Source organism: Streptomyces sp. NBC_00285 (assembly GCF_036174265.1).
Taxonomy (GTDB): Bacteria; Actinomycetota; Actinomycetes; order Streptomycetales; family Streptomycetaceae; genus Streptomyces.
On the sequence record NZ_CP108055.1, the window covers coordinates 4,410,581 to 4,425,137 of the forward strand.

A 14,557-nucleotide genomic window follows, 5' to 3' on the forward strand; every position below is an offset into this window, starting at 1 on the left:
TGTCGGGTGCAGGACAAGAGTGTTCTGGGTTACATGTGGGAAACATGTGAAGCCCGTGGTGTCCGGGCAGCTCGTGCAGTTCGGGGCAGGGCATGACGAAGGCCCCGTCACTCGAAGCGACGGGGCCTTTGCCAGTGTGTTGCCACACAAACATGGGGTTGCCTCTGGAAGATCGGAAGAGGCGAGTGGAGATGGCGGGAATCGAACCCGCGTCCAACGGTGCAGAATCAGGGCTTCTCCGTGTGCAGTTCGCTGTGATTTTCTCGGCCCCGGCGATCACGCGAACAAGTCGCCGACGGGCCCAGTCACTGTTTGATTTCCCATCGAACCCCGTGACCGGGCTCGATGGTTTAGTTCCCTAGATTATGCCAGGGTCCGGGTCGGGAACACTCCCGGGCTGACACCCGTAAGGGCCTTCACTCACTGCTTATTAGGCAGCGAGGGCGAAGGCGCGGGAATCGCTCTTGGAATTGGCGATTATTGGTTGCGACATATGGTTAACGAGATCATTGCCGCTTCCTCGACACGCTTCACCTGCTTCAACAGCCGCTGTCGAAACCGATCATCCCCATGTTTTCCGCTATTGAGTTATGTACAGCCAATCACCCACCGGTCGCGGCCGGTGTTGACACCATCGTACGTGACCCACGCCCGCCGATGCCACCGAATTCCCGGCGACCCTCGGCCGGCCTCGCCCTACGGACGCCTACTGGCCCCGCTGCTTCCTCTTGGCCGCCGCGATGGCCCGGTCCGACTCCCGCCGGTCCTGCTGCTCCCGCAGCGTCTGCCGCTTGTCGTACTCCTTCTTGCCTCGCGCGAGGGCGATCTCGGCCTTGGCCCGGCCGTTGAGGAAGTACAGGGCGAGCGGCACGATCGTGTGGCCCGTCTCCTGGAGCTTCGACTCCAGCTTGTCGATCTCCTCCCGGTGCAGCAGCAGCTTGCGCTTGCGGCGGGCGGAGTGGTTGGTCCAACTGCCCTGGTGGTACTCCGGGATGTGGGCGTTGTGCAGCCACGCCTCGCCCTGGTCGATCTGGACGAAGCCGTCGGTCAGCGAGGTCCGCCCCTCACGCAGCGACTTGACCTCGGTCCCGGTGAGGACGAGTCCGGCCTCGTAGGTGTCGACGATCGCGTAGTCGTGCCGGGCCTTCTTGTTCTGGGCGACCAGCTTCCGCTTGCCGCCCTTCTGCCCGTCCTCGGCCTTGCCGCCCCCGCCGGCCTGCTTCGGCTGGGACTCCTTCGGTACGTACATTCCCTTGCTCATAGTGCTGACCATTTTCGCACTACGAGGGGGCCTGGAGACCAGTGCTTATCGGCGGGGCGGTCGGTAGGCCTCTACAGGGACAGGGACAGGGGCAGGGTGCCGGGATGCCGCTCCCCCGCGCCGCCGCGACCTCTCAGTCGCCCAGCCCTCCGAGCACCGTCTCCGCCTGCTGAAGAGCTCCCGTGTCGGCCTCCAGGTCCGGGGTGATGCCCCGCCCGTCGACACCTCGCCCCGACGGAGTCCGGTAGTGCCCCACGGTCAGCTCGGCGACCGACCCGTCCGGCAGCCGGCTGGGCATCTGCACCGACCCCTTGCCGAAGGTCCTGGACCCCACGACCACCGCGCGCCCACGGTCCTGCAGCGCCCCGGTGAGAAGCTCCGCCGCGCTCATCGTCCCGCCGTCGACGAGAGCGACCAACGCCCTGGTCGTGTCCCCGCCCGGCTCGGCGTGCAGCGCCTGCTGCTCCCCTTCGACGTCGTACGTCGCGACCAGCCCCCCGTCGAGGAAGGCGGACGCGGTGGTGACGGCCTCGGTGACCAGACCGCCGGAGTTCCCGCGCAGGTCGAGGACGACCCCGCCGCCGGCCGGAGCCTGACGCACGGCGTCACGGACCTGGTCCCCGACGCCCTTGGTGAACGAGCCGATCCTGATGACGGTGATCCCGCCGGCGAGCTCTCGAACGGTGACCGAGTCCGTGGACAGCCGAGCGCGCCGCACGGTCTGCGTCCACGCGTGTGTGCCGCGTTGCAGGCCGAGCCGGACCGCCGTACCGGCCGCCGCGTCCGTGGCGTCACCGCGCAGTAAGGAGACCACGTCGGTGACCGGCTGCCCGTCGACCTTCTCCCCGTCGACGCTGCGCAGCCGGTCGCCCTTGCGGATCCCGGCGGCCGCCGCGGGCGACCGGGAGCTCACCTTGGTCACTTCGATACGGCCGTCCCGCTCGCGCCGTGCCCACAGGCCGACGCCGGTGTACTCGCCGTCGAGGGCCTCCTCGAACTCCTCGTACTCGCCACGGGAGTAGACGGCCCCCCAGCGGTCCCCGCTGCGGCTGACGGCACGCTCGGCGGCCTCCATCGGGGACTTGCCGTCGGCCATGGCCGCCTCGGCCGCCGCGGCCACGTCCTCGTGACGATCCGCGACGGAAGCGGCCGAACGGGCCAGGTCCGGGGAGGATTTCCGGTCGCCGCGGTCGGTCTCGGGGAAGGAGCCGGTCGCCGCGCCGGCGACCAGGACGCTCGCGAACACCAATGTCAGGGCCGCCCCGCGGCGGATGCGGCGGGGCTGACAGAACAGGTCTCGTCCCGACATGCCGGTGAGTCTAGGACAACGCAAGAGGGCCGCACGGCTGGTTGACCGTACGGCCCTCTTGGCGTGTGTCACACCTTCAGGTACTTGCGCAGCGCGAAGAACGCGGCCAACGCGGGCATCAGCACGCTCGCGGCGAGGATGAGCGGCAGCTTCGTCAGTACGGCGTCCCAGCCCAGGAAGTTGATCAGGTTGAGCTTCGTGGACAGGGCCATGCCGTGGTCGATGGTGAAGTACCGGCCGACGACCAGGAAGACACAGGCGAGCCCGCCGCCGATCGCACCGGCGACGGCGGCCTCCATGATGAACGGTGCCTGGATGTAGAACCCGGACGCGCCCACGAGCCGCATGATCCCGGTCTCCCGCCGACGGCTGAACGCCGAGACGCGCACCGTGTTGACGATCAGCAGCAGGGCGACGATCAGCATGAGCGCCATGACACCGAGCGCGGCCCGGTTCATCAGGTTCAGCAGCTCGAAGAGGTTGTCCAGGATGCCCTTCTGGTCCTGCACGGACTGCACCCCGTCACGCCCGTTGAAGGCGGTCGCGATGACCTGGTACTTCTCCGGGTCCTTCAGCTTGATCCGGTACGACTCCTGCATCTGGTCCGGCGTGAGGGAGGCCGCCAGCGGGGAGTCGCCGAACTGCTCCTTGTAGTGCTTGTACGCCTGGTCCTGGGACTCGTGGATGACCGTCTCGACGACCGACATCTTCTTGAGGTCGGAGAGGATGTCCTTCTCCTGGTCCTCGGTGACCGCGCCCTTGGCGCAGTTGGGGTCCGACTCGGCGTCGCTCTTGTTGCAGAGGAAGATCGAGACGTTGACCTTGTCGTACCAGTAGCCCTTCATGGCGCCGACCTGGTCGCTCATCAGGAGCGACCCGCCGAACAGGGCGAGCGACAGGGCGACGGAGACGATGACGGCGAACGTCATCGTCAGGTTGCGACGGAGACCGACACCGATCTCGGAGAGTACGAACTGGGCGCGCATGGCGTCTTCTTCAGGCCTTTCCGTGGACTCGACGAACGGCGGTCAGTGCTGGTAGCCGTAGACACCACGTGCCTGGTCACGGACGAGGCGGCCCTGCTCCAGCTCGATGACGCGCTTGCGCATCTGGTCCACGATGTTCTGGTCGTGCGTCGCCATCAGCACGGTCGTGCCCGTCCGGTTGATCCGGTCGAGCAGCTTCATGATGCCGACGGAGGTCTGCGGGTCGAGGTTGCCGGTGGGCTCGTCCGCGATCAGCAGCTTGGGCCGGTTCACGAAGGCCCGCGCGATGGCCACGCGCTGCTGCTCACCGCCGGACAGCTCGCCCGGCATCCGGTCCTCCTTGCCGCCGAGCCCGACGAGGTCGAGCACCTGCGGCACGGACTTGCGGATCTCGCCGCGCGACTTGCCGATGACCTCCTGCGCGAAGGCGACGTTCTCGGCGACGGTCTTGTTCGGCAGCAGCCGGAAGTCCTGGAACACCGTCCCCAGCTGGCGGCGCATCTGCGGCACCTTCCAGTTGGACAGGCGCGCGAGGTCCTTGCCCAGAACGTGCACCTGCCCCTGGCTGGTGCGCTCCTCGCGAAGCACCAGCCGCAGGAAGGTGGACTTTCCGGAGCCGGAGGACCCCACGAGGAACACGAACTCGCCCTTCTCCACTTCCAGGGACACATCCCTGAGTGCGGGGCGGGTCTGCTTGGGGTAGACCTTGGATACGTTGTCGAATCGGATCACGGATGCACCACGGTAGGCCGGGGGTAGATGAGCGTGACCATACGCGAATCGGGTGCGGCGGCGCAGGCACGGGTTGGGGTTGCGCATCGGATGGGCGGTTTTGTGCCCACCTGGAAGCCCACACTCTTCAAGTGCACAGGCAGCGCCCGGAGGAACCTGGCACAGTGGAGAAGGGAACGTTCTGCTACCCCTGAGCGTTCTGGTGTACGGAACCGTCGGCAAGAAGGGTGACGCGCATGACGTACGACCGCCTGGTGTGCGCAAACTGCGCTTCGCCCGTGAGTGAGGGCCGGTGCCACGTGTGCCGGGCGAACCGTGAGCGGCTGCAGCAGGAAAATCCCTTCGCGGGCCTGAACCCGATGGCTCTCATCGCGCTGCTCGCGATTCTGATCGCGGCCCTGGCACTGCTGGCGCACCAGACCGCCTGACGGCGGCCCAAGGACATACGAAGGGCCCCGGAGCGACTTCGCTCCGGGGCCCTTCGCCGTACAGCATGCGCACATCAGGCTGATATGCGGCTACCGGGAGTCACCTTCAGGCGGCAGCGCCACCGCGGCCGCTCGCGAGGCGCGGCAGGATGCGGAAGCCGATGCCACCGGCGATCATCGTCGCGGCACCGATGACCAGGAAGGTGGTCTGCGCGGCGCCGGTCTCGGCGAGCTGCGCGCCACCCGTGCCCTGGGCGGCGGTGTCCGTGCCGGTGTCGGTGAGGGCCGAGGAGCCCTCCTCCTGGGCGGAGGTGTCCGAGCCACCGTCGGGGTCGGCGTTGTTGCCGCCGGTGCCGTTACCGGTGCCCGAGCTGTCGGTCGGGTCGGCGGTCGGGTCGTCGGTGGGTTCGGTGGGTTCGTCGGTGGGCTCGGTCGGGTCGTCGGTGACCGGCGGCGTGACCGGGTCGGTCGGGAGGTCCGTCGACGGGTCCGTGGGCAGATCTGTCGACGGGTCGGTCGGCAGGTCCGTGGAAGGATCCGTCGGGATGTCGGTGGACGGGTCGGTCGGGTCGTCGCCGAGGCCGGTGTCGACGTTCACGGCGACACCGCTGTCGCCCACGTTCACGCCGATCTCCAGCGCGGATGCGGCGCCGGCAGCGGTCAGCGAGGCGCCGGCCGCGATTACGGCACCGGCGGCTATGCGCGCGATCCGGATGCGCGTCTTCTTCGTCATGTGGTTGCTACCCCCAGTAGCTCATCGTCAATGAGGCGGCGCTCGGGGCCGTGATCGACGGGGGAAGGTAGCTGTCTTCAAGTCCCCCGGTTCACATGCGCCCCAGAGATACGCATGCCACGCTTTACCTTTCCCATTTTTCAAAGCATCGTCAAGGCCGTTGCGCGTGCGATGTCCAGGTAAGCGGTCTTTGCCGGGGAAAGCGGTCTGTGAGTGTGATGTAAAACCCAGACATAAAGCAAACTGCCGCCCGGTGGGCGGCAGTTGCGGGACATTGTCAAGTCGACAAAGTTACTTCTCCTGCTGCTTGCGCCAGCGAATCCCGGCCTCCAGGAAGCCGTCGATCTCACCGTTGAAGACGGCCTCGGGGTTGCCGACCTCGAACTCGGTACGCAGGTCCTTGACCATCTGGTACGGGTGCAGGACGTACGAACGCATCTGGTTGCCCCAGGAGTTGCCGCCGTCGCCCTTGAGGGCGTCCATCTTGGCCTGCTCCTCCTGGCGGCGCCGGTCGAGCAGCTTGGCCTGCAGGACGTTCATCGCGGACGCCTTGTTCTGGATCTGCGACCGCTCGTTCTGGCAGGAGACGACGATGCCGGTGGGCAGGTGGGTGAGGCGCACCGCGGAGTCGGTGGTGTTCACGCCCTGGCCGCCGGGCCCGGAGGAGCGGTAGACGTCCACCCGCAGCTCGGACTCGTCGATCTCGATGTGGTCGGTCTTCTCGACCACGGGCAGGATCTCGACACCGGCGAAGGAGGTCTGGCGGCGCCCCTGGTTGTCGAAGGGCGAGATGCGCACCAGCCGGTGCGTGCCCTGCTCGACGGAGAGGGTGCCGTAGGCGTACGGGATCTGCACGGCGAAGGTGGTCGACTTGATGCCGGCCTCTTCGGCGTACGAGGTCTCGTAGACCTCGGTCTTGTAGCCCTTCTGCTCCGCCCACCGCAGGTACATCCGCTGGAGCTTCTCGGCGAAGTCGGCGGCGTCGACGCCACCGGCCTCGGCACGGATGTTGACCAGCGCTTCGCGGGAGTCGTACTCACCGCTGAGCAGTGTCCGGACTTCCAGTTCGTCCAGTGCCTTCCTGACGGAGACGAGCTCGGACTCGGCCTCCGCGAGGGTGTCCGGGTCGTCCTCCTCCTGGGCCATCTCGAACAGCACGGAGAGATCATCGATCCGGCCGCGCAGCGCGTCCGCCTTCCGGACCTCGGCCTGGAGGTGGGACAGCTTGCTGGTGATCTTCTGCGCCTCGTCCGGGTTGTCCCACAGGGACGGCGCGGCCGCCTGCTCCTCGAGCACGGCGATGTCTGCCCTCAGCTTGTCGAGGTCCAGAACGGCCTCGATCGACTCCATGGTCGAGGAGAGGGACTTGAGCTCTTCGGATACATCGACGACTGCCACGCCCTCCAGCCTAACGGCTGTGGCAACCGACCACGTCCGGCCTCCACCGTCACCGGGGCTGCCGCCCCGGCCCGCTCACGGCGCAGCCGGCGCCGAGTTCTTCGTGTCCTGCGGCGACGCCCCCGCGTCGTCCCCGGACGTGGCCGCCCACACCCCGGCCCCCGCAGCGGCCACCAGCACCAGGGCGGCGGCCCCGACGGCCAGCCTGCGCCGCCGTGTGGTCGCCCGGTGCCGGGCTGATCCCGGCCGGGGCGCCCCGGCGGGCCTCGGCACCCGGGCCGTCCCGCGCGCACCCCCGGCCAGTTCGTCCGGTCCCGGCACCCTCATCGACGTGTGCGTGTCCCGGTTGGAGTCGGCGGGCTTCGCTCCCGGCACCAACGGCACGGCTCCCCGCCGCACCGGGCGCCCGGAGGACCCGGCCCCCTCGGCCGAACCCGGGCCCGGTGCGGTGTCCGCCGTGTCCTCCCCGTCCTGCCCTTCCTCCAGCTCCGCGTCCGGTTCGTCCACGTCCAACGGCGGCATCCCGACCAGCAGCGGCTGCAGCTCCCGCAACCGCGCTCCCAGCTCGGACGCCCGCAGCCGGGAGGCCGGCGCCTTCGCCAGGCACTGCACCATCAGCTGCCACAGCTCATCGGGGATCCCCGGAAGCGGAACCACCGTCTCCGTCACATGCCTTCGCAGCACCGCTCCCGGATGGCCGCCCCCGAACGGCGTGAACCCGGCCAGCAGCTCGTACAGGACGGTCGCGAGGGCGTAGATGTCCACGGACGCGCGCGGCGGCAGGCCCTCGACGATCTCCGGCGCCAGATAGTCCGGCGTACCGATGATCTTCGTGGCCCGGGTCCTTCGCGGCGAGTCGATGAGCTTCGCCACGCCGAAGTCGGTCAGCAGCGCCGGGTGCGAGCCCCCGGGCCCCAGCGGCCCCTGCATGTCCAGCAGGATGTTCTCCGGCTTCACGTCCCGGTGCACGACCCCGGCCGCGTGCGCGGCGGCCAGCCCGTCCGCGACGTCGGCCACGATCGCCGCCGCCGCCTCGGGCGCGAGCCGCTTCTCACGGTCGAGCCGGGTGCGCAGGTCGGTCCCCCGGACCAGGTCCATGACGAGCGCGAGGTCGTTGCCGTCGACCACGAGGTCGCGTACGGAGACCACGTGCGGATGCTCGAGACCGAGCAGCGCCGTGCGCTCCTGCACGAAGCGGCCGACGAGTTCCTGGTCGGACGCGAGATCCTCGCGCAGCAGCTTGACGGCGACGGGCCCCTCGGGTCCCTCGCCCAGCCACACCGTGCCGGCGCTGCCCCGCCCCAGGATCTGGTTGGCGGTGTACCGGCTACCGATCTTCCGTGCCAAAACTGCTCCTACGGACGCGTGTTGTCGCTAAAACTACGCGCCGGAAGAGCCAACCTTCACCGCGGAGACGGAAATCACCCGCTGGGTGTCGACAAATCTCCAGACTTACTGCTGACCTGAGGAGTTACCGCTCAGATCGCCGATCCATCCGCTCACCGTGTCGATGATGTCGCCGAGCTGCTGCCAGTAGCTCTTTCCTGTACCGATCCACTCCTGGAGCGGGCTCAGCTCCCAGATCAGCCAGCTCGCCACGAACAGGATGACGATCGTGAACAGACAGCCCTTGAGACAGCCCAGACCCGGGATCTTCATCGGGTTGGCGCTGCGCTGCCGCGGCTGCCTGGGCTCCCGCGCGGGCCGCTCGGCCTGTGGCGGGGGCGCGTACCGCTGCGGCTGCTGTTGCGGCTGCGGGGCGTACTGCTGGGGCTGTTGCTGCGGCTGACGGCCGCGACCGCCCTGCGGGGGGCGCTGCTGAGGCCGTTGCTGCTGAGGCTGCTGCTGTTGGGGCCGCTGCTGCGGCCGGGGCGCCTGCCGCTGGGGGCGGCGGCGCAGCGGATCCTCGCTCGGGTCGAGGTACTGGACCTGCGTCTGTTCGTTACGGTCCCGGGCCGCGCGCAGCTGGTTCTGCCAGGGGTGCGGATCCTCGGGCCCACCGGGCTGCTGCCCCTGCTGTCCCTGTTGTCCGTACGGTCCTTGCTGCCCGTACTGTCCCGGCTGTCCGGGCGGCACCGGAGGCATGACGGCGGTCGGGTCGGCGGCGCCCCGGTTCGTCGGGAGTACGGCGGTGGGGTCGGCGGCGCCCGCGTTCCCGGGGCCGGTGTGCGGGAGGAAGCTGGTCGCGGCGTTCGGGTCGAAGCCGCCCGCGCCGTGCGGCAGCACCTGTGTCGGGTCGGCGGCGCCGGGCACACCCGGGACGGCTGCCGGGGCCGGGTCGGGCAGGAGCAGCGCGCCGACGTTCTCCGCCGCGGCGATCTGCGCGGAGTTCGCGTGCACGCTGACGCCCTCGGCGACGACACGCAGCCCGCGCGCGAGGTTGTCGGCGCTGGGCCGCCGGTCCGGGTTCTTGCTCAGACAGCGCTCGATGACCGTCCACAGCGGGTCGGGAACCGTGGAGGGGCGGCGCGGCTCGGCACTCAGGTGCTGGTGGAGCACCTCCAGGGCGGAGCCGCCGGAGAACGGCGGACGGCCCGTGACGAGTTCGTACAGCAGGATGCCGGCGCCGTAGATGTCCACCGCGGAGGTCTGCGGGCGGCCCTCGGCGGACTCGGGAGCGACGTACGCGGGCGTGCCGACGAACTCGTGGGTCCGGGTCAGGCCCGGGGAGTCCGCGAGACGCGCAATGCCGAAGTCGGTCAGGAGGGGGTGCATCTGGCCGCCGTACTGCCGCAGCAGCACGTTGGCGGGCTTGAGGTCGCGGTGGACCACACCGTCCGCGTGGCTGGCGGCGAGGGCGTCGGCGATCTGGGCGGTGAGCAGGGCGGCGCCGACGGGGCTGAAGGGGCCGTTCTCCCGCAGGTAGCGGTGCAGGTCCGGGCCCTCGACGAGGTCCATGACCAGCGCGAGCAGATCACCTTCGACGACCAGGTCGCGCACCCGCACGATGTTCGGGTGGGTCAGCCGCAGGAGGACCGAACGCTCGCGAAGAAACCGCATCACGATGTCCGGGTCGCTGGCGAGCTCCTCCTTGAGGACCTTGATCGCCACGGTCTCGCCGGGCTGCCCGGCCACAGCGGCCTCGGCGCCCGCGGTCTCCCGCTGGCGTGCTCGCCAGACGGTCCCCGTGGCACCGCGTCCGAGCGGCTCCTCGAGGAAGTACTTGCTGCCTACCGGCCGCACGTCATGCACTCCCTGCTGCTTGCTGTCGTTCCGATCCACTGTAGTGCCGCTCTCCCAAGGCACTACGTATGTGTTGCCCGGCACGTTCGAAGGGAAGACGCTCCGTCCGGTCTCCCGGTTGCCGGGCGTTGACGTGACCGATCTCAAGTGATCATCGGCGCGGCACTGGTCAGGCACTTTTAGGGGCAGAGCTGACCAATCAAGATCACTTGCCCTCGGGTGACGGGCGCGTTGTCAGTGGCAGGTGCGAGGATGCTTTCCGTCAAGGCCGACGAACTTGGGCGCGTGCTTGTCCGCGAACTTGTCCGCGCAGAAGGGACCGCTGACGGCGATGCAGATCCGGCTGACCGTCGTAGACCCGCTGGGCCCGCCCGACCGCGCCCGGAGCCGCGCCACGAGCTGCGACGTGCTGGTCACGGCTCCCGTCGGCACAGCGCTGGCCGCGGTGGCGGCGGCACTCGCCTCGGCGGTCCCGGGGGACGGGAACACCTCCCGCGCGAGCGAGGCCGAGCGCGGCGGAGGCCCGGTCGTGCTGTACGCGGACGGCGAGCGCCTCGACACCCAGCGCGCCACTCTGGGCGAGCCCCCGCTGGTCGACGGTGCCGTGCTGTCCCTGGGCGCCCCCGCGGCCCCCGAACCCCACCCCGAGCTCGACGACGCCCCGACCCAGCTCCATGTGGTCGCCGGCCCCGACGCCGGCGGCGTCCACCTGCTGCACGGCGGCCAGATCCACATCGGCCGCTCCGCCGACGCCGACGTCCCGCTGGACGACCCCGACGTCTCCCGCCTGCACTGCGCGGTCACGGTCGCCGGCGACGGCCGCGTCTCGGTGGCCGACCTCACCTCCACCAACGGCACGCTCCTGGACGGCACCCGCGTGGGCACCCGCCCGGTGCGGTTCCCTCCGGGGGCACTCCTGAGGATCGGCGAGTCGGTACTCCGGCTGGCGCCGAGCGGGGGCTCCCGGCTGGGGACGGAACCGGACGGCGAGGGGCACGTGCGGGTGGCTCCCGGCGACGCCCGGGAAACCGAGCGAGACGGACAGGAACAGGGGCGCGCGGCGCGGGGAAGCACGGGGGAGAGCGGCGAGGCCCGCTACGCGCCGGGCGCGGGCCGGGGACGCAGGGTGTCGGGAGGCGCTTCGGGAGGAACCGGGGCCGGTGGCCGGACCACGTCGGCGTCGACCTCCGGGTCGGGGTCGGGGTCGGCCGGGGATGCCGGGGCGGGACCGGGAGCCGGGGCGACCTCAGGCTCCGGATCGGACTCAAGCGCCCGGTCGGGTTCGGGCGCGGTGTCGGGCAACGGGTCGGGCTCGGGAACCGGGTCGGCCAGGTATGCCGGATCGGGATCGGGAGCCGGGTGGGCCGCAGGAGCGGGGGCTGCCTCAGGCTCCGGATCGAGCCCGGGCACCGGATCCGCCTCCGATGCCGGGACGACCCCGGGCTCCGGCTCGGCACGCGTGCGTGGGGCCCGTGACGGCGGCGTCGTGCCGCCCCCGCCGCCCGCCGACCGGACTCACCACACGTACGGCTCGGCCGGCTGGGGCGCGTCCGGTGGGGATCCCGGGATCGCGGGAGAACAGGGACACCGTCCCGTCGGATCGCCGGTCGTCGTACCGGGGCAGGGCGGTGCGCCCCGGATCGAGAACCGGGGCGCGACCGGAGTAGCCGCTGACGTCGGCGAAAGCGGGCGCGGTGCGAACGGGACGGCCACCGGCGACGGACGTCCGGACCGCGGGCGCGGCACTGGCCCTGTCGGGGACACACACGGCGGCCGGTCCGGGATCGGCTCCTTCGATGCACCCCGCACACCTGCCACGCCTTCGCCGTCCGTGGCCCACCAGGACCCGCCCTCCGCTCCCGACGCCGGAGCCCCGGACGCCCCCGGAACCGGCCGCCGCAAAGGCACTCCCCTGCGCGGAACCGACGTACCGCAGGGTGTGCGGCGACGCGGAGGGCTGTCCGCGTGGGCGCGGCGGCTGACCGGGGGACGGGGCGAGCAGGAGGCTGCCGAGCGCGAGGTCGACGACGAGAAGCCGGCGCCCCCGGCCCCGGCTCCGCCGACCACCACGGCCCAGATGCCCGAGGCCTGGCCGGACCCCGCGGCTCTGCTGCTGACAGCGCTGGGTCCGGGCGCACGCCTGTGGGAGCGCGGACCGGGGCACCCCGAGGCGCTCACCGTGCGGCTCGGCACCGCCGACCGCGCGGCACCCGACGGGACGGGCCTGTTGCCGGCCGTTCCGGTCACCGCGGATCTGCGCGAGGCCGGGGCGCTGGGTCTCGCCGGTCCCCGCGCGCGTCTGGCGGGGCTGGCCCGCGCGGTGGTGGCCCAACTCGCCGCCCTGCACGCGCCCGAGACCCTGGAGATCGTCCTGATCAGCGCGGACCGCTCCCGCCCCGCGCAGGAACGCACCGCCGAGTGGTCCTGGCTGGGCTGGCTCCCGCATGTCCGTCCGGGCCACGGCCAGGACTGCCGTCTCCTCCTGGCCCACGACCGCGAACAGGCCGCGGCCCGCACCGACGAACTCCTCCGGCGCCTGGACGACCACCTGACCGACGCGGAGTCCGCACCGGCCCGCAGGACGATCCCGGCGGCCCGCACCGCCGCCACGCAGGACCACCTCCAAAGGGACGCCGCCCGTCGCCCCTCCTGGGCCCGGGAAGAGGCCGAGGACGTGAAGAGCGGCGGTTTCCCGGGGCCGTACACCGTGGTCGTCGTGGACGGCGACCCCGGTGGCGCGGACCTGCGCAAGGCGGTGGCACGGCTGGCGGCGGAGGGTCCCCTGGCCGGCATCCACGTCGTGTGCCTGGCCGAGACCGCCCCGGCCTCACCGGCATCCCCCGTGACGGACACATACGAAGCGGCGTGTGCGGCGGCCCCGACGTTTCGCGAGTGCGGTGCGGTCGGCCTGCTCAGCGGGGACGTGGCGACGGCACTGCGGCTGATGCGGGTGGCACGGGCGGGAGTTCCCGCGAACACGGGCGCCGGTGACGGCGGGTCCACGAGTGCGAGCGAGGACGCGGAGGCGTACGGCGGCGGACCGGACACGGAGGCATCGCGCCCCCGCCCCCGCCCCCGGCCTTCCGGTTCGGAGACCACCCACACCGTGCCCCGCCCCACGGCGGCCGCCTCCCCCGCCGACGTGTCCCGCAACACCGCCGACGCCGGGCACCCCGCCCCCACTCCCGTCGGCCACGGCACGGTGGCCGCCGTGGACGCCGTCTCCGCGGCCTGGGCCGAGCGGTTCGCGCGGGCACTCGCGCCGTTGCGCACGGACGGGGCCGCCGACGGGCGGCACGCGCGCGTGTCGTCGCCGTTGCCCCGCGCGGCGCGGCTGCTGGACGAGTTGGGGCTGGCCAGGGCCACCCCGCCGTCGCTGATGACGCGCTGGGCGGACGCGGCCGACGACCCGGAGTCGCTGGGCGGGCGTGCCTGGGCTGTGCTCGGGGCCGGCCCGCGCGGCCCGGTCTGCGCCGACCTGGTGGCCGAGGGCCCGCATCTGCTGATCGAGGGCCCCGCGGGCAGCGGCCGTACGGAACTGCTGCGAGCTGTCGTCGCCTCGCTGGCGGCGGCCGAGCGCCCGGACCGCCTCAGTGTCGTCCTGGTCGACGGCCGGGACAGCGTGGGCGCGGCCGGCGGCCACGGCGAGGGCCTGCGCGTGTGCACGGACCTGCCGCATGTGACCACCCACCTCACCGCCAACGACCCGGTCCGCATGCGGGAGTTCGCCCAGTCCCTGAGCGCCGAGCTGAAGCGGCGCGCGGAGCTGCTGGGCCGCTCCGACTTCGCGGAGTGGCACACCGGCCGGGAGCTGTCGGGCCGGCTGGTCGCCCAGCGCTCGGCGTCCCCTGGCACGGCCGGCTCCACGCGCACCTTCGGCGACCCGGCCACCGGTGACCTCGACTCCCCACCCACCTCGACGATCCGGCTGCGTCCGGCGGCGGCCCGCCGGCAGACGGAGGCGGCACCCCCGCTACCCCGCCTGGTGGTGGTCGTGGACGACCTGGACGCCCTGGTGTCGCCGCCCCTCGGTTCCCCCGGCAGGCCGGCCGCGGGCTCGGTCATACGCGCACTGGAGGCGGTGGCCCGCGAGGGTGAGCGTCTGGGCGTCCACCTGGTGGCCGCGACGGGCCCGGACGGCCGTACGGCGGAGTCGGAACCGGCCCGCCGGGCCACGCTCCGCGTCACCCTGGACTCCCCGGCCACGGGCCCGGACGAACCGTCCCCAGGTCGCGGCCGTCTGACCTCGTCCGACGGCCGGGTCACCGCCTTCCAGGCGGGCCGGGTCACGGGCCGTATCCCCCGTACAGCGACCCTGCGCCCCACGGTCGTCCCCCTGGAGTGGGAACGCATGGGGGACCCCCCGGCGCGCCGCCCGGTCCGGGAGCTGGGCAACGGCCCGACGGATCTTGCACTGCTCGCCAGCGCATTGGAACGGGCGGCGAGGGAAGTCGCAGCGACAGAGGTGCCGTCACTGCTCTAGCCGAAATCGGCAGTACCTCCCAAGTCGCGCGCCACAACGCCCCC

The 14,557-nt window shown here is 71.4% G+C and carries 10 protein-coding genes and 1 other RNA gene; 2 read left to right on the plus strand and 9 right to left on the minus strand.

Going from position 1 to position 14,557, the window contains the following annotated elements:
* Positions 1-183 precede the first annotated feature (183 nt).
* The 5 genes from ssrA to ftsE form a co-directional block, all read right to left on the minus strand.
* Positions 184-570, minus strand: a transfer-messenger RNA (tmRNA) gene (gene ssrA / locus OHT57_RS20340).
* A 136-nt stretch (positions 571-706) separates the two neighbouring features.
* A complete protein-coding gene (gene smpB, locus OHT57_RS20345; protein ID WP_328753258.1) occupies positions 707-1,249 on the minus strand; it encodes an SsrA-binding protein SmpB in 543 nt (180 codons plus the stop codon).
* Positions 1,250-1,394: 145 nt separating this feature from the next.
* Positions 1,395-2,570: a S41 family peptidase gene (locus OHT57_RS20350; protein ID WP_328747885.1), complete on the minus strand. Its 1,176-nt coding sequence runs from the start codon at positions 2,568-2,570 to the stop codon at positions 1,395-1,397.
* Positions 2,571-2,638: 68 nt separating this feature from the next.
* Complete coding sequence (ftsX, locus tag OHT57_RS20355) at positions 2,639-3,556, minus strand: permease-like cell division protein FtsX (RefSeq protein WP_328747886.1); 918 nt, start codon at positions 3,554-3,556, stop codon at positions 2,639-2,641.
* Positions 3,557-3,598: 42 nt separating this feature from the next.
* On the minus strand, positions 3,599-4,288 hold the full coding sequence (gene ftsE, locus OHT57_RS20360; RefSeq protein WP_164433344.1) for a cell division ATP-binding protein FtsE: 690 nt from the start codon (positions 4,286-4,288) through the stop codon (positions 3,599-3,601).
* 236 nt (positions 4,289-4,524) lie between these two features.
* Between ftsE and OHT57_RS20365 the strand changes: the two genes are divergently transcribed.
* A complete protein-coding gene (locus OHT57_RS20365; protein WP_328747887.1) occupies positions 4,525-4,716 on the plus strand; it encodes a hypothetical protein in 192 nt (63 codons plus the stop codon).
* A gap of 106 nt (positions 4,717-4,822) precedes the next feature.
* Here OHT57_RS20365 and OHT57_RS20370 read toward each other — a convergent pair whose 3' ends face one another.
* From OHT57_RS20370 to OHT57_RS20385, 4 genes are all read right to left on the minus strand, one after another.
* A complete protein-coding gene (locus OHT57_RS20370; protein WP_328747888.1) occupies positions 4,823-5,449 on the minus strand; it encodes a hypothetical protein in 627 nt (208 codons plus the stop codon).
* A 291-nt stretch (positions 5,450-5,740) separates the two neighbouring features.
* Entirely contained in the window at positions 5,741-6,847 is a 1,107-nt protein-coding gene (gene prfB, locus OHT57_RS20375) for a peptide chain release factor 2 (RefSeq protein WP_328747889.1), read from the minus strand.
* 75 nt (positions 6,848-6,922) lie between these two features.
* Entirely contained in the window at positions 6,923-8,194 is a 1,272-nt protein-coding gene (locus OHT57_RS20380) for a serine/threonine-protein kinase (protein WP_328747890.1), read from the minus strand.
* Positions 8,195-8,299: 105 nt separating this feature from the next.
* Positions 8,300-10,030 carry a serine/threonine-protein kinase gene (locus OHT57_RS20385; protein ID WP_328747891.1) on the minus strand — a complete coding sequence of 577 codons (1,731 nt, stop codon included), beginning with the start codon at positions 10,028-10,030 and terminating at the stop codon, positions 8,300-8,302.
* 331 nt (positions 10,031-10,361) lie between these two features.
* Between OHT57_RS20385 and OHT57_RS20390 the strand changes: the two genes are divergently transcribed.
* Entirely contained in the window at positions 10,362-14,513 is a 4,152-nt protein-coding gene (locus OHT57_RS20390; protein WP_328753259.1) for an FHA domain-containing protein, read from the plus strand.
* Positions 14,514-14,557: the final 44 nt, after the last annotated feature.